We start from the raw sequence: 23184 nt of genomic DNA, 5'->3' as shown, positions 1-23184 counted from the left end.
GATAGGATCAATTTCCCGCTGAAACCGCCCGTTGGGGTTCAACCCAGCCGATCGTTCCATCGGTGCGGCGATAGACCATGTTATAGGCGCCCGTGCCGCTGTTGCGGAACAGGAGCGCGGTGGTGTTGCGCAGATCGAGCATCATCACCGCATCGGAGACGCTGGTTTCGGGCACGTCGACGCGGGTTTCGGCGATCACCACCGGATTATCCGCCTCGGTTTCCTCGTCACCGGCATCGAAGACGGTATAGCCGGCATCATATTCCACGCCGTTAACGGCGCCGGCGCCGCTGCTGTGGCGATCCTTCAGGCGGCGCATGTAGCGGCGAAGCTGCGTTTCGATCTTGTCGGCCGCCAGATCGAAGGCCGGATGGGCCTCCATCGCCTGGCCCGATCCCTTCAGGATCACGCCCTGCATGACGTGCGCGATGATATCGCAGGAAAAACCGTTGTCGTGAGGCCCTTTTCCGAACGTGACCTGCGCCGACAGGCTGCGCGAGAAATATTTGTCGGCGATGCCCTGCAGCCGTTCCTCGACATGCGCGCGCAGCGCATCGCCGGTGTCGACCTGATGACCCGAAACGCGGATTTCCATGGCTTCACCTCCGATTAGTCTGTGCGACCGCACCGTGGTTCGGGAGCGGCCGCGCCTTAGGCCCGGTCTTCTGCCCGGTCAACCGGGCGGCCCGGCGCTTTCCCAGAGCGGGTTGCTCAGCTTGGAGACAAACGCCTGATGGCGGATGATTTCCTCCTCGCTGGGGGCGTGCGGCCTTGCCGGCCGCAGCGGCCGGGCCACGCGCCGTTCCAGGATCGGCACGGCGCGTACGTCCGACGACGCATCCGCCGCCGGTTCGTTGCGAAGCGACAGGCCGATCTGCCTGCCGCCGGTAAGCTCGACATAAAGCTGGGCGAGAAGCTGGGCGTCGAGCAGCGCGCCATGCTTGACGCGATGGCTGCGATCGATGCCGTAGCGCGAGCAGAGCGCATCGAGCGAATGCTTGGCGCCGGGATGCTTCTGCCGGGCCAGGGCCAGCGTATCGACCATGCGGGTCAGGCAGATGGCGTCATGGCCGCACCAGCCGAGTTCCGCATTGAGGAAGGTGAAGTCGAACGTGGCATTGTGCGCCACCAGCGGCGCATCGCCCAGAAATTCCAGCAGCTCCCGCACCCCATCCGGGAAGAAGGGCTTGTCGGACAGGAACCTGTCGGAAAGGCCGTGGACGGCCTCGGCCTCGGCGGGCATCGCCCGGCCGGGGTTGAAATAGGCATGGAAGGTGCGGCCGGTCTCGACCCGGTTCACCAGCTCCACACAGCCGATTTCGACGAGGCGATGCCCATCCGCTGGATTGAACCCGGTGGTTTCGGTGTCGAAGACTATCTCACGCATTTGAGTCTGTTATCGGCCTCCCGAACGGCTGAGGCAAGCGATCACACGGCGAACCTGTGCTCTCGTTACGGTGAGTGTCCCCCCCGTATCGATAATGAAGTCCGCCCGCCGCCGCTTTTCGGCGTCCGGCGTCTGGAGTGACAAAATATGGCCGAGCTGGCCGGCCGTCATGCCGGGCCGCGCCAGCACGCGGCGGCGCTGGACCCAGGCCGGGGCGGAGACCACGGCGATGGCATCCACCTTGCGCCAGCCGCCCTTTTCGAACAGCAAAGGTATGTCCAGCACCACCAGAGGCCGGGCGCGATGGCGCAGCAGGAAGCGCCGCCGCACCTTGTGCAGGGCCGGGTAGAGGATATGTTCCAGCCGGCCGAGCGCCTCGTCATTCCCCCACACCGCCTTGCGCAGCGCGGCGCGATCGACGCCGCGATCGGGATGCGTGGTCCCCGGATGGAGCGCCTCGATCTCCGGGAGGAGCGGGCTGCCCGGCCCCTGCAGCCGGTGCACCTCGGCATCGGCATCGAACACCGGCACGCCTTCGGCGCGGAACATGGCCGCGACGGTGGACTTGCCCATGCCGATCGATCCGGTGAGGCCCAATATCTTCATGCCGTGAGCAGCGCCCGCAATTCGGCATCATATTGGCGCGGCGCCGGCTGGCCGAAGAAAAGCCGGAACGCCGCCGCCGCCTGGCCGATCAGCATGGCGAGGCCATCGACGACGACGAGCCCGCGCGCGCGCGCTTCGCCGAGCAGGGCGGTTTCCAGCGGCGCATAGACGATATCGTAGATCAGCGCGCCGGGCGGGACATGGCTGTAATCGAAGGGCAGGGGGGGCTGGCCGGTCATGCCCAGCGGGGTCGTGTTGACGACGATATCGAGGATGCCTTCGCGATCGTCGAAGGCGAAATCGGTGGGCCGGGCGAAATGATCGAGCGTGGCGACATGGGTGTCGACGCCCTCGATCTCGGCCGCCAGCGCCTCGGCCTGTTCCAGCTTGCGCGCGGCGATCACCAGCGTGAAGCCTTCGCCGGCCAGCGCATGCGCCACCGCGCGCGCCGCGCCGCCCGCGCCGAGGATGCGGGCCATGCGGTAGAGGTGGCGGGTGGCGAGCAGCGGCAGCAGCGGTTCGAGGAAGCCGGCCGCATCGGTATTGTGGCCGACGAGGTGATCGCCGTCATGGACGACCGTGTTCACCGCGCCGATCCGCCGGGCGACCGGATCGATCCGGTCGAGGAAGGGCATCACCGCCTGCTTGTGCGGCACGGTGACGTTGCAGCCGCGCCACAGGGCATCCTGCCGCCGGCCCTCGAGGAAGGCGCCGAGATCCGGCCCATGCACCAGGCTCTTGCCGTAGCGGCCGGCAATGCCCAGCTTTTCCAGCCAGAAGCCGTGGATCAGCGGCGATTTGCTGTGCGCGATCGGATCGCCGATCACCTCGGCATGGGGAATGGCGGCGGCGGTCACGATCCCAGCACTCCACGGACGCGCAGATAATCGAGCAGCGGCAGCAGCGGCAGGCCGAGCACGGTGAAATAGCTGCCGTCGATCCGCGCGAAGAGCTGCGCGCCGAGCCCTTCCAGGCGATAGCCGCCCACGCACCCCGCGATCGCCGGCCATTCGGCGTCGAGATAGGTTTCCAGCCAGCCGTCCGAAAAATCGCGCATGGCGAGCTTGGCGACATCGACGTGGCGCCAGATCGGCTCGCCGCCCAGGCAGATCACCGCCGCGCTGATCAGCCGGTGGGTGGTGCCGCGCAGCGCGCGGAGCTGGGCCGCGGCCTCGTCGCGGGTTTCGGGCTTGTCGAACATCGCGCCGTCGGCCGCCGCCAATGTCTGGTCGCACCCCAGCACCAGCGCCTCCGGGAAACGGCGGGACAATTTGAGCGCCTTGAGCTCCGCCAGCGCATCGGCCATGCGGCGGGCATCATTGCCCTCGGCCCGCAGCGCCTGCTTCGCGGCATCCTCGTCGACCCCCGGCGCCATGGCGTCATGCGGCACGCCGGCATCGGACAGCATCGCGCGGCGCGCGGCGGATTGTGAGGCGAGGATCAGCGTCATTCCCCATTCTCCGGCTTGCGCCGTTCGTTGACGAGATTGATGATCGCGGCCGCCGTTTCCTCGATCGACCGGCGGGTGACGTCGATCACCGGCCAGCCATTGTCCGAGAATATCCGCCGGGCGAAGGCCAGCTCGGCCGCCACCGCCTCCTGATCGACATAGGGCGTTTCCGGCGCCTGGTTGAGCGAGAGCAGGCGGTTGCGCCGGATCTGGACGAGCCGGTCCGGGCTGGTGGTGAGGCCCACGACCAGCGGCTGCTTCAGCCGGAACAGGGAGGCCGGCGGCGGCGATTCCGGCACCAGCGGGATATTGGCGACCTTGTAGCCGCGATTGGCGAGATAGATGGCGGTCGGCGTCTTCGACGATCGCGAGACGCCGGCCAGCACGACATCGGCCTCCTCCCAATCCTCGGCGGCGATGCCGTCGTCATGGGCGATGGTGAACTGGATCGCCTCGACGCGGGCGAAATAGGCGGCGTCCAGCATGTGCTGGCGGCCGGGCCGCTCCATCGCCTCCTGCCCCAGCACGCGCGATAGCGCCTCGATCACCGGGTCCAGCGCCGAAACCGTCGGCAGGCCCAGCGCGTGGCAGCGCGTTTCCAGCCGCTGGCGCACCTCGTGATTGACCAAGGTGAAGATGACGAGGCCGGGCCGCTGCGCGATCTCGACCAGCACGCGATCGAGATGCCCTTCCGATCGCACCATCGGCCAGAAATGCTTGATCGTCTCCACCCCGTCGAACTGGGCGAGGCCGGCCTTGGCGATATTCTCCAGCGTCTCGCCCGTGGAATCGGAGAGGAGATGCAAATGGAGCCGGATCATAGCGCCCCCCGGCGATCTGTGGGCACAGCCCTGTGGAAAACCATGGGGATGGCGCTAGCGTGAAGCTGGGCATGGATTCAAGCGGAGGATTCCATGCCCGCCATTCTGACTCGATTCAGCGATTCCTCCACAGGCTATCCAGCGGAATCGGCGCCTGTGGATAACGGGGAGCGATTCAACGACTCTGCGGGGAATCGATATGAGTCAGCCGAGTCAAGCTGTTGGCGGAATCGGGGCCAGGAAATTAACCCCGGTTTGCCACCGCCCTACAATCTTCTACAGAATCTCTAAGATTCTTAAGATTGGATAGTTATGGAGTCCGAACCCGCGACGCCGCGCGACGCCGCGCTGGCGCAAGATCGCCCCCTTCTCGCCGTGCTGCGCGGGGAAAGACGCGATCCGCCCCCCGTCTGGCTGATGCGCCAGGCCGGCCGCTATCTTCCCGAATATCGCGCGCTCCGGGCCGAGAAAGGCGGGTTCCTCGAGCTGGTGAACGACAGCGCCGCCGCGGCCGAGGTGACCCTCCAGCCGATCCGCCGCTTCGGATTCGACGGCGCGATCCTGTTTTCCGACATCCTCGTCATCCCGCATGCGCTGGGCCAGGACCTGTGGTTCGAGGCGGGCGAAGGGCCGAGGCTTGCCCCCCGGCTGGTCGATCATGCGCTGGGCGGGCTGGCGGCGGTGCCCGAACGGCTCGATCCGGTCTACGAAACCGTGCGGCTGGTCCGCGCGCAGCTTCCGGCCGCGACCACCTTCCTCGGCTTCGCGGGCTCGCCCTGGACGGTGGCGACCTACATGGTGGCGGGGCAGGGGAGCCGCGAGCAGGCCGAAGCCCGCCGGCTGGCCTATCGCGATCCCGCCGCCTTCCAGGCGATCATCGACGCGATCGTGGCGGCGACGGTGGATTATCTTTCCGGGCAGATCGCGGCCGGGGTCGATGCCGTCCAGCTTTTCGACAGCTGGGCCGGCAGCCTGGCCCCCGCCCAGTTCGAACGCTGGGTGATCGCGCCCACCGTCGCCATCGTCGAGGCGCTCCGGGCCCGCCATCCCGATACGCCGATCATCGGCTTTCCGAAGGGCGCGGGCGGCAAATTGCCGGCCTATGCCCGCGAAACCGGGGTCGACGCGCTCGGCCTCGACGAAACCGTCGATCCGCACTGGGCGCATCGCAGCCTGCCGGAGGGGCTTCCCGTGCAGGGCAATCTCGATCCGCTGGCGCTGATCACCGGCGGCGACGCGCTGGACGAGGCGGTGGCCGCGATCCGCGCGGCGCTGGCCGGGCGGCCGCATGTCTTCAACCTCGGCCATGGCATATTGCCCGATGCGCCGATCGCGCATGTCGAACGCTTGCTCGCGCTGCTCAGGTCACGCTAGAGCTTGCCGCCATGGACATCGCCAGCCTGCTTCCCGGAATTGGTTTCATGGGCGCGGCCTATCCGTGGGTGAAGGCCGCCCACCTGATTTTCGTGATCTTCTGGATGGCGGGCCTGTTCATGCTGCCGCGCTTCCTGGTCTACCACCAGCCGGTGCCGCCGGGATCGGCCGAGGACAGGCTGTGGATCAACCGCGAGGATCGGCTGCGCAAGATCATCATCAACCCTTCGATGATCATCGTCTGGGTGATCGGGCTGGCGCTGGCCGTCAATGTCGGCGCCTTCCAGGAAGGCTGGTTCCACGCGAAGCTGGCGGCCGTGCTGGGCCTTTCGGCCTATCATGGCTGGATGATCGGCTATGCCAGGAAAATGGCCGACGGCTTCCGCCCGGCAAGCGACAAGCCGCTGCGCATCATGAACGAGATCCCCGGCATCGCCACCGCGGTGATCGTGATCCTGGTGATCGTCCGCCCCTTCTGATCGGGCCGCCGGCTCCGGCTGAATCGGACGCTGCCTGCTTGACTTGAATCACCGCCTTGCTTTACCGCGCGGAACCGAGGCCTGCCGTCCGTGTTAGGCCATTTTCCTGATCATTCTTACGTCTTGCGCGCCTCCAGCGCTTCCTGCCCGGGAATATCCGATGCACCTCAAGGATTTGAAGAAGAAAACCCCCGCCGAACTCGTCGGCATGGCCGAGGAATTGGGCGTCGAGGGCGCATCGACGCTGCGCAAGCAGGATCTGATGTTCGCGATCCTGAAGGTGCAGGCCGAAAATGGCGAGCAGATCATGGGGCTGGGCACCATCGAGGTGCTGCCCGACGGCTTCGGCTTCCTGCGCAGCCCGGAGGCCAATTATCTCGCCGGTCCCGACGACATCTATGTCTCGCCCAATCAGGTCCGTAAATTCGGCCTGAGGACCGGTGACACGGTGGAAGGCGAGATTCGCGGGCCGAAGGACGGCGAACGCTATTTCGCGCTCACGCGGCTCGTATCGGTCAATTTCGACGATCCCGACGTCGTCCGCCATCGCGTCAATTTCGACAACCTCACCCCGCTCTATCCCGAGCAGAAGCTGACGCTCGATCCGCAGGACCCGACGGTCAAGGACAAGTCGGCCCGGGTGATCGACATCGTCGCGCCGCAGGGCAAGGGCCAGCGCGCGCTGATCGTGGCGCCGCCGCGCGTCGGCAAGACCGTGCTGCTCCAGAACATCGCCAAGGCGATCACGGACAATCATCCGGAAGTCTTCCTGATCGTGCTGCTGATCGACGAGCGGCCCGAGGAAGTCACCGACATGCAGCGTTCGGTGAAGGGCGAGGTGATCTCCTCCACCTTCGACGAGCCGGCGCAGCGCCACGTCCAGGTCGCCGAGATGGTGATCGAGAAGGCGAAGCGCCTCGTCGAGCACAAGAAGGACGTGGTGATCCTGCTCGATTCGATCACCCGCCTCGGCCGCGCCTACAACACGGTGGTCCCGTCCTCCGGCAAGGTGCTGACCGGCGGCGTCGACGCCAATGCGCTGCAGCGGCCCAAGCGCTTCTTCGGCGCGGCCCGCAATATCGAGGAAGGCGGCTCGCTCTCGATCATCGCCACCGCGCTGATCGACACCGGCAGCCGCATGGACGAGGTGATCTTCGAAGAGTTCAAGGGCACCGGCAATTCGGAAATCGTCCTCGACCGCAAGGTCGCCGACAAGCGCATCTTCCCGGCGATGGACGTCGGCAAGTCCGGCACCCGCAAGGAAGAGCTGCTGGTCGACAAGGCCAAGCTTTCCAAGATGTGGGTGCTGCGCCGCATCCTGATGCAGATGGGCACGATCGACGCGATGGAGTTCCTGCTCGACAAGATGAAGGATTCGAAGACCAACGAGGACTTCTTCGATTCGATGAACCAGTAAGGCCATCGACGGTTCTTCCCCCATCCCCCGCCGCGATCCGCGCGCGGGCATTTGAAACCTAATGTGTCTGGCGCGTCACGGCGGAGGAAGGCTGTGGCGCGCGGACTTTCGAATCCGCTAAGGACGCATCATGCTTGAGCTTTGGCATCACATCGTCGCGGATTTTTCGAACATCGGCTCGCCGTCGGCCCTGGCGGCGTTCGGCCAGGTGCTGATGATCGACATCATGCTGGCAGGCGACAATGCGATCGTCGTCGGCGCGCTGGCGGCGGGCCTGCCGGCCGATCAGCGCCGCAAGGTGATAATGATCGGCATCATCGCCGCCTTGGTGCTGCGCATCGCCTTCGCGCTGGTCGTGACCCAGCTGATGCAGATCGTCGGGCTGATCTTCGCCGGCGGCCTGCTGCTGCTGTGGGTATCGTGGAAGATGTATCGCGAGCTGCATCCCGCCCCGAACAGCCCCGGATCGCCCGAGATCGCCGGCGACGAAGGATCGGGCGTGGCGCCGGCCAAGAGCTTCGCGGCGGCCGCCTGGGCGGTGGCGGTGGCGGACGTGAGCATGAGCCTGGACAATGTGCTGGCGGTGGCCGGCGCGGCGCGCGAGCATCCCGGCATCCTGATCGTCGGCCTGATCCTGTCGGTGGCGCTGATGGGCGTCGCGGCGAACATCATCGCCAAATATATCGAGCGGTTCCGCTGGATCGCCTATGTCGGCCTGCTCGTGATCCTCTACGTCGCGGTCAAGATGATCTACGAAGGCTGGATCGACCCCAGCGTCGGCCTCATGCGCATCTTCGCCTGAAACCCTCCCCGGTGGCCCGCGCCGCCGGGGAAGGGCTTGCGTTCAGGGGACCAGGATCGTCGATCCCGTCGTCGTCCGCGCTTCCAGCGCCCGGTGGGCATCGGCCGCCGCCGCGAGGGCGAAGCGCTGGCCGATATCGGCCCGGATCGTGCCGTCGGCGATCAGCCCGAACAGACGTTGGCCGCCCGCCCGGCGGTCGTCCGCCGTTTCGATATAGTCGAACAGCGTCGGCCGGGTGAGGAAGATCGATCCCGCGCGCAGCAGGTCCAGCGGCGATATCGCCGGCACGGGGCCGGAGGCATTGCCGTAGGTGACGAGGATGCCGCGCTTGGCGACGCTGGCGAGCGAGGCCGCCCAGCTATCGGCCCCGACGCCGTCCAGCACCGCATCGACGCCGCGCCCGAGGGTGAGCGCGCGGACCTCCCCGGCGAGCTGGTCGAAGGGGAGGTGGAGGGCATGGTCCGCGCCGCTGTCGCGGGCGCGTGCGGCCTTGGCGGCGCTGCCGGCATGGGCGATCACCGTCGCGCCCGCCGCCTTCAGCCAGGGAACCAGCACCGATCCCACGCCACCGGCGGCGGCATGGACCAGCACGCTCTGCCCCGGCTGCACCCTGGCGCACCGTTCCACGAGCATCCAGGCGGTAAGGCCCTTGAGCAGCAGGGCGGCCGCCGTTTCGGCGGAGACGGCATCGGGCAGCGGAAAGAGGCGCGCCACGGGCGCCAGGCCATGCGTGGCATAGGTGCCCGGCGCTTGCGCGACATAGGCCACCCGGCGGCCGACCCATGTCGGGTCCGCGCCTTCGCCCACCGCCTCGACGATGCCGGCGGCTTCGGTGCCGAGGCCGGTGGGGAGGGGCAGGGGATAGAGCCCGCCCCGATGATAGGTATCGATGAAATTGACGCCGACGGCCTCGTGCCTGACCCTCGCCTCACCGGGGCCGGGGACGGGAAGCGCGATGTCCTCCCGCTCCAGCACCTCGGGCCCGCCGGTGCGGCGGGCCACGATCCGCCAGGCGCCGCTCATGCGAGATGTTCGGCGAAGAAGGCCGAGGTCCGCGAATCCGCGAGCCTGGCGGCATCGTCCACGCGGCGCTTGCCGAACTGGGTGGCGAAGCCGTGGTCGAGGCCGGGATAGTCCCAGAGCGTCACGCGCGGATGATTGTCCAGCCCCTCGTGCATCTTCTTCTGCACTTCCGGCGGCACGAACCCGTCATTGCCGGCGATGTGCAGCATCAGCGGCCGGGCGATCGCGTGGCTTTCGCCGAGCAGCCCGTCGATCCCCACGGCATAATAGCCGACGCTGGCATCGATATCGGTGCGGGCGGCGGTCATATAGGCCAGCCGCCCGCCCAGGCAGTAGCCGACGGCGCCCACCTTGCCGCCGTTCACCAGCGCGCGCGCGGTGCGGATGGTGGCCTCGATATCCTCGATGCCCTTCTGCTGATCGAACCTGGGGAACAGGTCCAGCGCCTGCTGCAGCTGGGTATCGGGATCAAGCTCGATGCCCGGCTCCAGCCGCCAGAACAGATCCGGCGCGATCGCCAGATAGCCTTCCTTCGCCAGGCTGTCCGCCTTGTCGCGGATGCCGGCGTTGATGCCGAACACTTCCTGGATCACGACCACCGCCGCCTTGGGCGATCCGCCGGCGGGCTCCGCGACATAGGCGTTGAAGGTGCCGCTGCCGTCCAGCGCCTCGATCGTGATCGTCTTTCCCATGTTCAGCCTTTCCGTTGTCGTTCGTGTTGCAGCAGCCACGCCTTGGTGGGGACGCCGTCTCCGGCGCTATAATGGCCGATCGCGCCGCCGGCGGCGAGCACGCGATGGCAGGGGACGATGATCGGCAGGGGGTTGCGGCGGCAGGCCTGGCCCACCGCGCGGGGCGACGATGCGATGCGCCGCGCGATCTCGCCATAGCTTTGGGTTTCGCCATAGGGGATGGCGATCATCGCGGCGCGATGCGCCTCGCCACGTGGCGTCGTGAGAGGATCGAGCGGCAGATCGAAATCCACCAGCCGCCCGGCGAACCAGGCGTCGAGCTGGGCCAGCGCCTCGCCGATGATCGCATCCGATCGGTCGTCCCCGCCGGCCTTGCCGATCCTCAGGCCGGCGAGCGCGGCATCGCGCGCGGTGACGAATATCGGTCCGATCGGGCTCAGATAGGTTGCGTGCGACATGGACCCTTTCCCGAGAACGCTTTACCAGCATGCATAGCGCTCGCTCAACAGGAGACGGCGAATATGAAGATCAGCGTCGATGTCGATTGCACGCCCGAGGAAGCCCGCCGTTTCATGGGCTTGCCCGATCTTAGCAGCGTGCATGACGTCTATCTAGAAAAGATGCGCCGCACGATCGAGGACGGCATCACCCCGGACACGCTGACCAGCATGGTCCAGAGCTGGGCGCCCATGGGCGAGGCCGGAATGGGCATGTGGCGGCAATTGTTCGAGCAGATGAGCGGCACCGGCAAGAAATGAGGCGCTGCGCTGGATGACTTCCACGATCTTCGCCTTGTCGAGCGGATCGCCGCCCGCGGCGATCGGCGTGATCCGGATCAGCGGCCCGCGCGCCGGCGCGGCGCTGGAGGCGCTGGCCGGACCCTTGCCGGCGCCCCGCACCGCAGCCCTGCGCTGGCTGGTGGACGGGCGGGGCGATCGGCTGGATCGCGCGCTGATATTGTGGTTTCCCGGCCCGCGCACCGCGACCGGNGAGGATCTGGCCGAGCTTCACGTTCATGGGGGCCGGGCCGTGGTGGCGGCGCTGCAGGCCGCGCTGGGCGCCATGGACGGGCTGCGCCCCGCCGAGCCGGGGGAATTCACCCGCCGGGCCTTCGCCAATGGCGTGATTGACCTTGCCGAGGCGGAGGGCCTCGGCGATCTCCTCGCCGCCGAGACGGAAGGGCAGCGGCGGCACGCGCTGGCCATTGCGGGCGGGGCGCTGAGCCGCCAGGTCGAGGCGTGGCAGCAGGCGATATTGGAGGCTTCCGCCCGCATCGAGGCGATACTGGATTTCGGCGACGAGGGGGATGTCGACGCCGATGAGGCGCGGCCCCGCGCGATCGCCGACGGGGTTGCCGCCGGCATCGCCCGGCTGCTCGCCGCGCCCCCGGCGGAGCGGCTGCGGGATGGCGTCCGCGTCGTGCTCGCCGGCCCGCCCAATGCCGGCAAGTCGACGCTGTTCAATGCGCTCGCCGGGCGCGAGGCGGCGATCGTCACCGATATTCCAGGCACGACCCGAGACGTGATCGAAGCGCCGATCATGCTGGCGGGCCAGCCGATCCTGCTGATCGACACGGCCGGCCTTCGCGATGGCGACGATCCCGTGGAGCGGATCGGCGTGGCCCGTGCGGAGGATGCTTTGGCCGGCGCGGATATCGTGCTGTGGCTTGGCGATCCCGGCGCGGCGCCCGACCATCCCGGCCTGATCCGCATCGGCGCGCGCTGCGATACGACCGGGCACACGGCGGGTGTCGACCTGTCGGTTTCGGTGCATGCGGGCGAGGGGATGGATCGGTTGCGCGATCTGCTGATCGATCATGTCCGGGCCTTGCTGCCGCGTGAGGCCGACCTTGCCGTCAATGCGCGGCAGCGGGCCGCGCTGGAGGAAGCTCTGGAGGGTCTGCATCTGGCCACCTCGACCGATGCCTTGCTCTTTGCGGAGGGGCTGCGGCTGGCACGGGTGGCGCTGGACCGCATCACCGGACGAGCGGGGATCGAGGATATGCTGGATGGCCTGTTCGGCCGCTTCTGCATCGGCAAATGACATGTTCCACGTGGAACAGCTTTGACTTGATGCGGCCGCTGGCCTAGCGGGCCGCATGCCCGATAGCTTTGACATCATCGTCGTCGGCGGTGGTCACGCCGGCACGGAGGCGGCCGCTGCCGCCGCACGGATGGGCGCGCGCGTCGTCCTGGTCTCGATGCGGCGCGACATGATCGGGGCGATGTCCTGCAATCCCGCGATCGGGGGCCTGGGCAAAGGCCATCTCGTCCGCGAGGTCGATGCCTGCGACGGGCTGATCGCGCGCGCGGCCGATCATGCGGCGATCCATTATCGCATGCTCAATGCCAGCAAAGGCGCCGCCGTCCAAGGACCGCGTGTGCAGGCCGATCGAACCCGCTATCGCGCGGCCATCCACGAGCTTCTGGCGGACCTGCCTTCGCTGGAGATCGTCGAGGGCGAGGCGGCGTCGCTTCGCCTCGGCGGGCTGGAAGGGCGCCGGGTGGAAGGGCTGGTGCTGGCCGATGGCCGTATCCTCGCTGCCCGCGCCGTGGTGCTAGCGACAGGCACGTTCCTCAATGCCCGCCTCCATTTCGGCATGCGTCATGTCGCCGGCGGGCGGGTTGGGGAGGGGGCATCGGTGCCGCTCGCCGAACAGCTCCGCGCGCTCGACCTGCCGATGGCGCGCCTCAAGACGGGAACGCCTCCCCGGCTCGACGGCCGGACGATCGACTGGGCGGCGCTTGATCGGCAGGAATCCGATGCCGATCCGTGGACAATGTCGCCCCTGGGCAAGGGCCGGGTCGCGCCCCAACTTTTCTGCGCGATCAGCCGCACCAATGCCCAGACACATGCGATCATCCGTGGCGGCTTGGATCGCTCGCCGCTGTTCGCGGGCGTGATCGAGGGGCAGGGGCCGCGTTATTGTCCTTCGATCGAAGACAAGGTTGTCCGTTTCGGCGATCGCGACGGGCATCAGATCTTCCTTGAGCCGGAAGGGCTCGACACGCATCTCGTCTATCCCAACGGCATCTCCACCTCGCTGCCGGAAGATGTGCAGATCGCCTTCGTCCGCAGCATCGCCGGGCTCGATCGCGCCGAGATCGTGCAGATGGGTTATGCCGTGGAATATGACCATATCGACCCGCGCGCGCTCGATTCCGGTCTCGCGGTGCGGGCGATGGAGGGCCTGTTCCTCGCCGGGCAGATCAACGGGACGACCGGTTATGAAGAAGCCGCTGCGCAGGGCCTCGTCGCCGGGATGAGCGCGGCGGCCTTTGCCGCCGGCGCGCAGCCGATGCGCTTTGATCGCACCGAAAGCTATATCGGGGTGATGATCGACGATCTGACCTTGCATGGCGCCTCGGAACCCTATCGGATGCTGACCGCGCGCGCCGAATATCGCCTGCGCCTGCGTGCGGACAATGCGCCGACCCGACTGACCGGGGCGGCAATCGCGGCCGGAATGGTGGGGCCGGAGCGTCGCGCCTGGTTCGAAAGCCGGATGGCCGCGCGCCAACGGCTGGAGGAAGCGACGGCCGAGCGGCTCTCAGCCGATCGCATCGCTGATACCGGTGCGCAGGTGACGCGCGACGGGAGCGTGCGATCGCTCAGCGAATGGCTGCGCTTCCCCGGTGTGCGGGCGGACACGCTTCTCGCGCTTCGCCCCGCGCTTGCCGATATCGACGGCGACATCATCGCGGAGTTCCGCACCGATGCGCATTATGCGCCCTATCTCACCCGGCAGGAGGATGAGATAAAGCGGCTCAAGTCGGACGACGGTATTGCCTTGCCGGCCGACATGGATTTCGCCGGGATACCGGGGCTCTCCAACGAGATGGTCGAGCGACTGGGCAAGGCCCGGCCGTCGTCGATCGGGGCGGCGGGCCGGGTGAGGGGAGTGACGCCCGCGGCGCTGGCGGCCATCCTCGTCCACGCCCGGCGCCGGGCGGCGGCATGACCGAGGACGAGGCGCGGCGCTGGCTGTCCGCCAATTTCGATGTTCCACGTGAAACATGGGGCCGGCTCGAACGCTTCGTGGCCGAAGTCATCGCGGAAAACGAGCATCAGAATCTGATATCGGCGGCGACGATCCCGGAAATCTGGGCCCGCCATATCGTCGATTCGGCCCAGCTTTTGCGCCATGTGCCGGCCGGGCCCTGGATCGATCTGGGATCAGGACCGGGCTTTCCGGGGCTGGTGATCGCGGCGATGGGGGATTTTTCCGTCACCTTGGTCNAATCGCGCCGCCGCCGCGCGGACTTTCTGGCCCGGACGGCGGAGCGCCTTGGCATTGCCGATCGCGTGACGGTGATCGACAAACGGCTGGAGCAGGTTGAAAGCCGGCCCTTCGCCGCGATCAGTGCCAGGGCCTTCGCGCCGCTGGACCGGCTGTTGCCGCTCGCCGCCCGTTTTGCCACGTCTGATACGATTTGGGTGCTTCCCAAGGGGCGAAGCGCGCAGGCGGAACTGGATACCGCGCGGATAACATGGCAGGGTGCGTTCCGGATCGAACCCAGCGTCACCGATCCGGAAGCCGGTGTCATCGTTGCCACGGATGTCCGGCCCAAGACCATCAGGCCAGGGAAAGCGCGATGATCCGGATTGCGATCGCAAATCAGAAGGGCGGGGTGGGCAAGACGACCACCGCCATCAACATGGCCACCGCGCTCGCCGCCACGGGATCGCGGGTGCTGCTGGTCGATCTCGATCCGCAGGGCAATGCCTCCACGGGTCTCGGCGTCGATCAGGCGGCGCGGGTGCGCTCCTCCTACGAACTGCTCACCGGCGACGCCAGCGTGGCCGAAGCGGTGATCGCCACCAAGGTGCCGCGCCTCGATCTGATCGCCGCGACCGTCGATCTTTCGGGGGCGGAGATCGAGCTTATCGATTTCGACAACCGCACCCATCGCCTGGATACCGCGCTGGCGGAGGCGCCGGCCGGCCGCTGGGACATCTGCCTGATCGATTGCCCGCCCTCGCTGGGGCTGCTCACCGTCAACGCGCTGGTCGCGGCGCAATCGCTGCTGGTGCCGCTTCAATGCGAATTCTTCGCGCTCGAAGGGTTGAGCCAGCTTCTCACCACCATCGAGCGCGTGCGCGCGCGCTTCAATCCCGAGCTGCGCATTCTCGGTATCGCGCTCACCATGTATGATCGCCGCAACCGCCTGTCGGAACAGGTGTCGCAGGATGTGCGGGCAACGCTGGGGCCGGTCGTGTTCCAGACGGTCATTCCCCGCAACGTCCGCCTGTCCGAAGCGCCGAGCCATGGGGTTCCCGCCTTGATCTACGATTATCGCTGCGCCGGATCGGAAGCCTATATGGCGTTGGCACGTGAACTGATCGCCCGCTTGCCCAAGATCGCCGCCAGCACCGGAGTTGCGGCATGAGCGAGGAAGCGGCCGCCCGCCGCCGCCCGTCCGGCCTCGGCCGCGGTCTTTCCGCCCTGCTGGGGGAGGCCGCGCGCGAACAGCCGATCGCCGCCGATGGCGAGCAGCGCGCGCCCGGCGTCCAGATCGTCGCCGTCGCCACCATTCGCCCGCATCCCGGCCAGCCGCGCCGCCGCTTCAACGAGGAAGCGCTGGAGGAACTCGCCCAGTCGATCCGCGCGCGCGGCGTCATCCAGCCGATCGTGGTGCGGCCGCACGGCACCGGTTTCCAGATCGTCGCCGGCGAACGGCGCTGGCGGGCGGCGCAGCGCGCGCAGCTTCACGAAGTCCCTGTCATCATTCGCGATTTCAGCGAGGCGGAGACGCTGGAAGTCGCGCTGATCGAGAATATCCAGCGCGAGGACCTGAATGCGATCGAAGAAGCGGAAGCCTATAGCCGGCTGATCCGCGATTATGGCCATACCCAGGAGGCGCTGGGCCGGCTGGTGGCGAAATCGCGCAGCCACGTCGCCAACCTGCTGCGCCTGCTCGACCTGCCGGCGCCGGTGCGGACGATGGTGGCCGATGGCGCGCTTTCCATGGGCCATGCCCGCGCGCTGATCACCGCCGCCGATCCCGAAACCCTCGCGCGCGAGGTGGTGCAGCGCGGGCTATCCGTGCGCGACACCGAGGGGCTGGCGCGCAAGGCCAAGGGCGCCACGGGCCGGGCGGCGGCCCAGATCGAGCCCAAGGCCGGCAACGATGCCGATATCGCGGCGCTGGAACGGCAATTGGGCGACATGCTGGGGCTGAAGGTCTCGATCCAGCATGCCGGGCAGGGGGGCACGGTGACGCTCGCTTATTCCTCGCTCGACCAGCTCGACATGGTCTGCCAGCGGCTGAGCGGCGAACCGATCTGACGGGCATTTCCGGCGGTTGAACCGGCCGATCCGCGTGGATCGGGCGCCTTGGCGCGGCCCGTCGCAATATGATGCTGCTGCGGGGCGCCTGTCGCGGCGGGCAGGCCATCGTCCGGCCTGACGCCGGTGCGCGTGACGGGCGCTCATGCCGGGAACGCGATTGCTTCCCGCCGCCGGCCGCCCGCTCAATCGGGCACCGCCCCGGAAGCGGAAGGCCGCAAGCGGGGCTGGTGCGTGCCGGATCTCACCGGATTGCTCGCCGGATTTCGAACGGGCCGGACCCGTTCAGCCGATCGAAGGGAGGCGGATCAGAAGGGAACGTCGTCGTCGAGATCGTTGTCGAACGGGTTGGAGGGGCGCGCCGCGCCGCCGCCGGCCGGGCTGCCGCCCCGGTTGCCGCCGCCGAAGCCGCCACCGCCGCCGCCCATACCGGTCGATCCGTAATCGGGATCGTCATCGCCCCAGCCGCCGCCGGCACCGCCGCCCCGGCTGCCGCCGCCGCCACCTTCGCCGCGCCCGTCGAGCATGACGAGCTGGGCGTTGAAGCCCTGGAGGACGATTTCGGTGGAATAGCGATCCTGGCCGGACTGGTCCTGCCACTTCCGGGTCTGGAGCTGGCCCTCGATATAGACCTTGCTGCCCTTGCGCAGATATTGCTCGGCCGTGCGGGCGAGGCCTTCGTTGAAGATCGCGACCGAATGCCATTCGGTCTTTTCCCGCCGTTCGCCGGTGGCGCGATCCTTCCAGCTTTCGGAGGTGGCGATGCGCAGGTTCACCACCTTGCCGCCATTCTGGAAGCTGCGTGATTCAGGATCGCGGCCGAGATTACCGACCAGAATTACCTTGTTCACGCTGCCAGCCATGTCCGTCTCCCGATAACAGTCGCCTGCTCTAAGCATCGGGAGCCCGCGCTGCAATCCCGCCCGTTCCATCTTGCGGCACGGGCGGGATCGGGAGCCTAGAAACCGATGTTGATCGAGGCGCGGAAGGCGATGGCGGCGTGGCCCTGCTGTTCCTCGGCGCTCAATTCGCCGCCGGCGGTGAAGCCGCTATTGCCCCCGAGCAGCCTGAGGCGGCCGACCCAGCCGTTGGTGCGGTCTTCCGGCACCAGGGTGAAGGCCTCGCCATCGCGGAAGCGGGCGGTGGTGCTGCCCAGCTTGCCGCCGATGATCTGGCGGCGGCCACCCTCGATCTCGGTGCGGAACCAGCCGGCGTCCGGATCCTTGCCGCCGAAGTTCAGGCCGACGGCGACGGTGCCGTTGGCGGCGAACTCGTCGCTGGTGCGGCTGTCGACGATCAGGTTGAAGGCATCGCCGCCCCCGGTTTCGTCATAGCCCTTCTCATGCAGGCGGTAATAATCGATCGATCCCACCGGCCGCACGCTGACGCGGCCGAACTGCATCTCGTAGGAGGCGCCGCCCGCCGCCGAGAAGAGCGTGCCGTTCCATTTGCCCCTGGTCTGGCGGGTGACCTCCTCGTCCCCGAACGTGCCGGCAAAATCGCGCCGGCCCTTGAACTTCACATAAGCGCCGGATGCGCGCGCGAAAGTGTGGAGGGCGCCGAAATCGGCCCGCCAGTAACCGGCCAGCTCGAACTGGTTGGACTGGACCTCGTTGTCCGTGCCGCCATCGGCATCCTTGCCGTAGAGATAGGCGAGCGACACGCCGAAATTGCCGAAGCCGTCCGTCTTGGCCTCGGCACCGCCGGAGGCGCCCCAGCCGGTGATGTCGTAGGAGGCGGTATCCCCCAGGCTCTTGGACGTGCCCCAGGCCACCTGCTGCAGCCAGAAACCCCAGCCGCCCTGATCGGCGAAGGGCGCGCGCGGATCGGCGAGCATGCGGGCGCTGGCGCGCGAACCGGAGGTCACCGCCTCGAATGTGCCGCCGGCATGATCGGGCAGCATCTGGCGGAGCTGGCGGCGGAAGCGACCGCCATCGGCGATGTCGAGGAAGGCGCCGGCGATCTTGGCGTCCTTGTCCAGCACCTTGAACACCGCGTCATAAGCTGCGGCCTGCGAACGGTTGAGGCCAAGCTCGGTCGCGTTCTTGCGCTGGATGTCGATCGCCAGCTCGTTGGTGTTGGCGCCGGCGACCACGCTGCTCTTGAACATGTAGGGCAGCGCCGTATCGGCCGAGGCGAGCTGATCGCCGCCGGTAACGCTGCCGGCGCGCAGGAAGGTGTAGACGCCTTCGGAATCGGAGACGTTGGCGAGCTTCACCACCACCTTCGATCCGGCGGCGAAGCTGGCGTCGCCCGCGACCTGGTAGAGCGTGCCGGTGCCCGCCGCGCCATCGACGTTGACGCGGATCGCGCCAGTGCCGCCCACGTTGAGCGAGGCCAGGGCGACGGTGCCGGTGTTGGCGAGATCGAGCGTGCCGCCCGCGACGTTCACCGCCAGCCCCTGCGAGCCGGCGAGCGTGCCGCTGAACCGGGCGGTATCGCTGAGGGTGAGGCTGTCCGTCCCGCCGCCGAAATCGGCGGTGCCGCTGAAGATCGACGTTCCAGACAGCGCCATGACGTCATTGCCCGCGCCGAACTCCGCCTTGCCGGCATAAGCGGCGTCGCCCGAAAGCTGGAGCCGGTTGGCGCCCGTGCCGAAGCGGGTCGTTCCCGAAACCGCGCCGTCGGCGATGTCGAGCGTGTCGGATCCCGCGCCGAAGAGGATATCCCCCTGGATGGCCGGGGCGGCGGCGCCCTGGGCGGCGGCGATCTGCTTCACGGTGGTGCCGCCATTATTGGCGGACAGATCGATGGCGACGTTGCGATCGGAGGTGGCGAGCGCGCCGGTGGCGACGATCGAGCCGCTATTTTCGACGAGGGTGACGGTGCCGGCCTTGTCGACGATGGCGGTGGCGGCGCCGTCGGCGCTGCCGGCCGAGGCCTTGATCTGGCCACTGTTGCGGATCGTGCCGACATTGGCGCCGGCATCGATGCGGATCGCGGTGGCCTTGCCCTCCGCGCCGGTGCCCGATCCCGCGCCGATGCCGCCGCTGTTGCGGATCTCGGCCACGGTGGCGCCGCTGCCGATGCGCAGGCCGGTGGCGGACGATCCCGCCCCGGCGCCGGTGGCGGTGATCGTGCCGCTCACCGTCATCCCGCCGGCGATGGTGACCGCCTTGCCCTGTCCGCCGATCACCATGGCATTGCCGTCGATGCCAGCGAAGACGCCGTTGCCCGCGATCGCGCCTTCGACGACGAGGCCATGGCCGTTGGCGTTGCCCGCCACGGCGCCGATGGCGACGTCCTGCGCGGCCGATCCGATCTCGACCGCCGCGGCGGAGCCGTAGGAGGTGATGGCGGCCGTGCCCTCCTTCGAATCCTCGATGCCGTCCTTGTCCTCATCCTTGTCGTCGGGATTGGTGTCCTTGGGCGGGGCGGCGAAGACGATCCCGCCCGCGACGTTGCCGGCGACGCGCACGGCCGGCCCGCCCTGGAGCAGATCGTCCGCATCGAGCTTGCTGGGATCGGAAACCGAGGTGCTGCGATAGCCCGTCGCCGTGATGGCGCCCTGCACCACCATCGCCCCGCCGACATTGCCGTCGACGGCGAGGCCCACCGAATTGGCGCCCTGCACGTTGATCGCGCCCTGCACGCGGACATCGCCGCTCACGTCGCGGGCGCGGATGCCGTAGCCATTGTCGCCGATCACGTTGATCGAGCCGCTGTTGGTGAGCGATCCGGTGAGCGTGCCGCCCAGCACGATGCCGCCGGAATTATTGCCCTCGATCGCGATGGTGCCGCCGTTGACGATATTGCCGGTCATCGCGCCCGCGGTGCGGATGGCGAAGCGGTTGCTGCCCTGCGCCAGCGGACCATCGAGGTCGCCGTCCTTGTCCGTATCGGTGGGCGCATAGGTTTCGTCGATGGTGATCTTGCCGCTGTTGGTGATCGTGGTGGTCATGCCATCGTTGATGAGGATGCCGGTCGCGTCGTTCACGTCGCTGAAGGTGATCGCGCCTTCGTTGGTGACCTTGTTGGCGCTGTTGACGGTGACGGCCGCGCCGCTGGCGGTGGGGACGATCGATCCGGCGCTGCTGATCTTGATGTCGTCGGCGGCGCCGGAATTGACGGTGGCCGTCGCCACGCCCGCCGTGCGCTTGTCTCCAATGGTGGTTTCGGCCTGGACGGGGGCGGCCAGGATGAGGAGGCCGAGCGGTGTAAGGCAGGTCGTGGCAAGAAGGCTGCGCATCGAAGAACTTTCCCTTTTCCCTCGCGGCGGATTCTTCGTCTCCGGGATAGAAGACGAGACCGGCCGTCATGGCGAAGACGGTGCCGAAAGCACGGAACCTTGACCGCGCGCCACAGAAATCGTCGTTGATGAGTATTTGGAAATGCGCGGAAAGCGGATTTTCCGCGCAGCGCCTGCTCAGAAGTGCGCGTCGAGACCGAGGCGGACCGTGCGCGGCCGCAGGGGCGTGATCTGGTCGATACGGTTGATGAGGAAGGGCGTGCCGAGCGCGAAGCGGTTGCCGACCGCGTCGGCGAGGTTGGTCAAGGTGAGCGTGACGCCGAGATCGGGCCGGCCGATGCGGACGCTGAGCGCGGTATCGACATAGTCGCCCTGCGCCTCCCCCAGGATCGGCCCCACGCCCAGCCGCGACCGGCCGACATAGCGGAGGTTGGCGCCGACCCGGAGATCGAGATCGTCGGTGAGGATCGCGCGATAGTCCACGCCGCCGCGCGCGGACCATTCCGCCACGTTGGGAAGCTGCGACAGGCGGCCGAGCGTGATGGCCGGCGCCGGATCGCTGACCTTGCTGTCATTGTAGATGATGGCGGCGTCGATGCCGAGCCCGGCGAACGGCCGCCAGCCGGCATTGGCGGCGATGGAATAGATCCGGCCGTCGCCGATATTGGCGGTGGTGGGCAGGCCGGTGGCGTCGATATAGTCGGCCTGGATGTCCTGCCAGCGCGTGTAGGAGAAGCTGGTCGCGAGCATGAAGGCGTCGCCCGGCCCGCCGTGGCGGAAGCCGCTTTCCCAGGTCTTCACCTGATCGCCCTTGAAGCGGCGGACGAACTGGTCCTCGATCGCCAGGCCGCCGGGGCGGAACCCTTCCTGATAGCGCAGGAAGAAGACGAGATCGGGCATAAGCTGCGCCGACAGGGCGAGCGAGGGCGAGACGTTGGTTTCGCCGCGTGCCGCGCGCAGCCGCGCATTGGCGGCGGCAAGCTGGAGCGCGGTGCCCTCGTCCTGATTTTCCGGCGCCAGATAGGGGAGCGCGATATCCACGCCCTCGCCCGACAGGCGGGAATGGGTGACGCGGCCGCCGGCGGTGAAGGTGAGATCGCGCAGCACCTCCACGCTCGCCTCGCCATAAGCGGTATATTCGCGGATGCGGTTGATCACGCCGGTCAGCGGGACCGCCAGCCCGTCCGGCCCCAGCGAACGCCGGAGCTTGGCGCGATTGTCGAGATAGCTTGCCCCCACCACCCAGCCGAAGCCGTCGCGCGTCGGCCGCGACAGCCGGGTCTCGTGCGAGAAGAAGCGGGTATTATTGTGCTGGGTGAAGGCCATCGGCACGCCTTCGGCGACACCCGCGACCCGCACCGCGAGCAGCGGCCACAGCCGGTTGATCGCGGTGCCGTCGTCGGCGGGGCCGTCGGGCACGGTCGCGTCATAACGTTCGCCCAGCTTCTGGCGGGCGATGCCGGTGGAGGAGACGAGGCGGAGATCGTCCCAATCCTTCGTCACCACCAGATCGCCGAGCGCATAGCTGCCGTCGAAACCCTGGTCGACCCGGGTGGACCGGGTGAGGCGCGGGCCATCGCGATCGGCATATTGGCTGTCGGCGCCGTGAATGTCCTGATAGGTGGCGCCGATATCGATCGTCCAGCCATCGCCCGGCGCGATCCGCAGCGTGGCCCGGCCGCCATAGGTATCGGTGCGGTTGACGTTCTTCCGGTCGAGCAGCGGATTGTCGATATAGCCGCCTTCGGTGACGCCGTAGCCGACGAGGCGCAGCGCCATATTGTCGTCGGCCATCGGGAGGTTGATCATGCCCCCGATATCCGCGCCGGGATCGCCATGCTGGGTGAGGCTGGCGCCGGCCGAGAGCGCGCCTTCGAGCATGCCGGGCCGTGGCGCGTTGCGGACGACGCGGATGATGCCGCCCAGCGATCCCGCGCCGTAGAGCGTGCCGTTAGGGCCTTCCAGCACCTCGACCTGGGCGATGTCGTAGAGCTTCAGATCGGGATCGGGGGCGTTGTAGCTGAGCCGCACGTCGCCGAAATATTGGCCGACCGTCGCCTGCGTGGGGCCGGTGAAGCTGGAATCGGCGATGCCCCGGATGAACAGCTTGTTGCGCCCCGCGCCGAGATGGGTGGAGGACAGGCTGGCAAGCCGCGCCAGGATCGAATCCGTGCCGCCTTCCCCGCCGAAGGCCAGATCCCGCCCGTCGATCATGTTGACGGTGGCCGGATAATCGCCCAGCCGCGCGTCGCGCTTGCTGGCGGTGACGATGATGTCGCTGCCGCTTTCCGGGGCGGGGGCGGGCGGGGGAGCCGCCGCCGGCGCCCTTTGCGGCGCGGGGCGGGCCGCGGCCGCAGGCGCCGCGGCGACGATCCGCCAGCCGTCGCCGGGGAGCGCGACGGCGCGGCCGCCGGCCGCCGTGGCCAGCCGCCGCACCGCATCGCGCACCGTCATCCGCCCGTTGAGCGCCGGCACCGGCCGCGCCCAGAGCGCGGCATCGGGCACGCTGACGCTGACCCCGGCCTGCCCGGCCAGGGCCGCCACGGCATCGCCCAGCCGCCCGGCGGGAATCTGGAGCGAAACGGACGGCGCGGACGCGGCTACGGCCGGCGCCGCCATCAGCAACGCCGGTAGCATCATCCATGAAGGCGCGGA

General features: G+C 68.1%; 22 protein-coding genes. 10 read left to right on the top strand and 12 right to left on the bottom strand.

The features are described from left to right. Positions 1 to 7 precede the first annotated feature (7 nt). The 6 genes from hpf to BHE75_RS00250 all read right to left on the bottom strand — a co-directional run bounded on the left by hpf (position 8) and on the right by BHE75_RS00250 (position 4264). Complete coding sequence (gene hpf / locus BHE75_RS00275; protein ID WP_015458768.1) at positions 8 to 595, bottom strand: ribosome hibernation-promoting factor, HPF/YfiA family; 588 nt, start codon at positions 593 to 595, stop codon at positions 8 to 10. A gap of 78 nt (positions 596 to 673) precedes the next feature. Then, on the bottom strand, positions 674 to 1387 hold the full coding sequence (gene dnaQ / locus BHE75_RS00270; protein WP_015458767.1) for a DNA polymerase III subunit epsilon: 714 nt from the start codon (positions 1385 to 1387) through the stop codon (positions 674 to 676). Positions 1388 to 1396: 9 nt separating this feature from the next. Continuing rightward, positions 1397 to 1993, bottom strand: a complete 597-nt coding sequence (gene coaE / locus BHE75_RS00265; protein WP_015458766.1) for a dephospho-CoA kinase — start codon at positions 1991 to 1993, stop codon at positions 1397 to 1399. Beyond that, positions 1990 to 2850, bottom strand: a complete 861-nt coding sequence (aroE, locus tag BHE75_RS00260; protein ID WP_070931619.1) for a shikimate dehydrogenase — start codon at positions 2848 to 2850, stop codon at positions 1990 to 1992. The genes coaE and aroE overlap by 4 nt, the downstream gene beginning before the upstream one ends. Further along, on the bottom strand, positions 2847 to 3443 hold the full coding sequence (locus tag BHE75_RS00255; protein WP_015458764.1) for a Maf family protein: 597 nt from the start codon (positions 3441 to 3443) through the stop codon (positions 2847 to 2849). Before BHE75_RS00255 ends, aroE begins: the two co-directional genes overlap by 4 nt. Next, positions 3440 to 4264: a pyruvate, water dikinase regulatory protein gene (locus tag BHE75_RS00250; protein ID WP_015458763.1), complete on the bottom strand. Its 825-nt coding sequence runs from the start codon at positions 4262 to 4264 to the stop codon at positions 3440 to 3442. Before BHE75_RS00250 ends, BHE75_RS00255 begins: the two co-directional genes overlap by 4 nt. 312 nt (positions 4265 to 4576) lie before the next feature. On the opposite strand from BHE75_RS00250, the gene hemE reads away from it, so the two are divergent. From hemE to BHE75_RS00230, 4 genes are all read left to right on the top strand, one after another. Continuing rightward, positions 4577 to 5638, top strand: coding sequence for a uroporphyrinogen decarboxylase (gene hemE / locus BHE75_RS00245; RefSeq protein WP_070931618.1), 1062 nt, complete (start codon positions 4577 to 4579; stop codon positions 5636 to 5638). 11 nt (positions 5639 to 5649) lie between these two features. Next, complete coding sequence (locus BHE75_RS00240) at positions 5650 to 6117, top strand: CopD family protein (RefSeq protein ID WP_015458761.1); 468 nt, start codon at positions 5650 to 5652, stop codon at positions 6115 to 6117. A gap of 160 nt (positions 6118 to 6277) precedes the next feature. Further along, entirely contained in the window at positions 6278 to 7534 is a 1257-nt protein-coding gene (gene rho / locus BHE75_RS00235; RefSeq protein WP_015458760.1) for a transcription termination factor Rho, read from the top strand. Positions 7535 to 7664: 130 nt separating this feature from the next. Continuing rightward, the gene (locus BHE75_RS00230; RefSeq protein WP_015458759.1) at positions 7665 to 8336 is read left to right on the top strand and encodes a YjbE family putative metal transport protein; all 672 of its coding nucleotides are present in this window, start codon (positions 7665 to 7667) and stop codon (positions 8334 to 8336) included. Between the two features lie 42 nt (positions 8337 to 8378). Here the strand turns inward: BHE75_RS00230 and BHE75_RS00225 are convergent, their stop codons facing one another. The 3 genes from BHE75_RS00225 to BHE75_RS00215 are packed head-to-tail and all read right to left on the bottom strand — an operon-like array spanning position 8379 to position 10509. Continuing rightward, the gene (locus BHE75_RS00225; protein WP_070931616.1) at positions 8379 to 9359 is read right to left on the bottom strand and encodes a quinone oxidoreductase family protein; all 981 of its coding nucleotides are present in this window, start codon (positions 9357 to 9359) and stop codon (positions 8379 to 8381) included. Then, complete coding sequence (locus tag BHE75_RS00220; RefSeq protein WP_015458757.1) at positions 9356 to 10051, bottom strand: dienelactone hydrolase family protein; 696 nt, start codon at positions 10049 to 10051, stop codon at positions 9356 to 9358. Before BHE75_RS00220 ends, BHE75_RS00225 begins: the two co-directional genes overlap by 4 nt. A 2-nt stretch (positions 10052 to 10053) precedes the next feature. Beyond that, positions 10054 to 10509 carry a methylated-DNA--[protein]-cysteine S-methyltransferase gene (locus tag BHE75_RS00215; protein ID WP_070931614.1) on the bottom strand — a complete coding sequence of 152 codons (456 nt, stop codon included), beginning with the start codon at positions 10507 to 10509 and terminating at the stop codon, positions 10054 to 10056. Between the two features lie 63 nt (positions 10510 to 10572). On the opposite strand from BHE75_RS00215, the gene BHE75_RS00210 reads away from it, so the two are divergent. From BHE75_RS00210 to BHE75_RS00185, 6 genes are all read left to right on the top strand, one after another. Continuing rightward, complete coding sequence (locus tag BHE75_RS00210; protein ID WP_070931612.1) at positions 10573 to 10809, top strand: DUF6489 family protein; 237 nt, start codon at positions 10573 to 10575, stop codon at positions 10807 to 10809. A 13-nt stretch (positions 10810 to 10822) separates the two neighbouring features. Next, positions 10823 to 12094: a tRNA uridine-5-carboxymethylaminomethyl(34) synthesis GTPase MnmE gene (gene mnmE, locus BHE75_RS00205; RefSeq protein ID WP_070931610.1), complete on the top strand. Its 1272-nt coding sequence runs from the start codon at positions 10823 to 10825 to the stop codon at positions 12092 to 12094. Between the two features lie 55 nt (positions 12095 to 12149). Beyond that, complete coding sequence (gene mnmG, locus BHE75_RS00200; protein WP_070931608.1) at positions 12150 to 14012, top strand: tRNA uridine-5-carboxymethylaminomethyl(34) synthesis enzyme MnmG; 1863 nt, start codon at positions 12150 to 12152, stop codon at positions 14010 to 14012. Beyond that, the gene (gene rsmG, locus BHE75_RS00195) at positions 14009 to 14650 is read left to right on the top strand and encodes a 16S rRNA (guanine(527)-N(7))-methyltransferase RsmG (protein WP_070931606.1); all 642 of its coding nucleotides are present in this window, start codon (positions 14009 to 14011) and stop codon (positions 14648 to 14650) included. The genes mnmG and rsmG overlap by 4 nt, the downstream gene beginning before the upstream one ends. Further along, positions 14647 to 15441, top strand: a complete 795-nt coding sequence (locus tag BHE75_RS00190) for a ParA family protein (protein ID WP_070931605.1) — start codon at positions 14647 to 14649, stop codon at positions 15439 to 15441. Before rsmG ends, BHE75_RS00190 begins: the two co-directional genes overlap by 4 nt. Beyond that, positions 15438 to 16340: a ParB/RepB/Spo0J family partition protein gene (locus tag BHE75_RS00185; RefSeq protein WP_015458750.1), complete on the top strand. Its 903-nt coding sequence runs from the start codon at positions 15438 to 15440 to the stop codon at positions 16338 to 16340. Before BHE75_RS00190 ends, BHE75_RS00185 begins: the two co-directional genes overlap by 4 nt. A 308-nt stretch (positions 16341 to 16648) precedes the next feature. Here the strand turns inward: BHE75_RS00185 and ssb are convergent, their stop codons facing one another. The 3 genes from ssb to BHE75_RS00170 all read right to left on the bottom strand — a co-directional run bounded on the left by ssb (position 16649) and on the right by BHE75_RS00170 (position 23148). After that, positions 16649 to 17203, bottom strand: coding sequence for a single-stranded DNA-binding protein (ssb, locus tag BHE75_RS00180; RefSeq protein ID WP_070931603.1), 555 nt, complete (start codon positions 17201 to 17203; stop codon positions 16649 to 16651). Positions 17204 to 17298: 95 nt separating this feature from the next. Then, a complete protein-coding gene (locus BHE75_RS00175) occupies positions 17299 to 20529 on the bottom strand; it encodes an autotransporter outer membrane beta-barrel domain-containing protein (RefSeq protein WP_070931601.1) in 3231 nt (1076 codons plus the stop codon). 177 nt (positions 20530 to 20706) lie between these two features. Then, positions 20707 to 23148: a TonB-dependent receptor gene (locus tag BHE75_RS00170; protein WP_254684316.1), complete on the bottom strand. Its 2442-nt coding sequence runs from the start codon at positions 23146 to 23148 to the stop codon at positions 20707 to 20709. Positions 23149 to 23184: the final 36 nt, after the last annotated feature.

The sequence above is a fragment of the Edaphosphingomonas haloaromaticamans genome (assembly GCF_001853345.1).
Classification (GTDB): domain Bacteria; phylum Pseudomonadota; class Alphaproteobacteria; order Sphingomonadales; family Sphingomonadaceae; genus Sphingomonas_E; species Sphingomonas_E fennica.
Note: the sequence above shows the minus strand (reverse complement) of the source record. Positions and strands in the feature narration are given on the sequence as shown.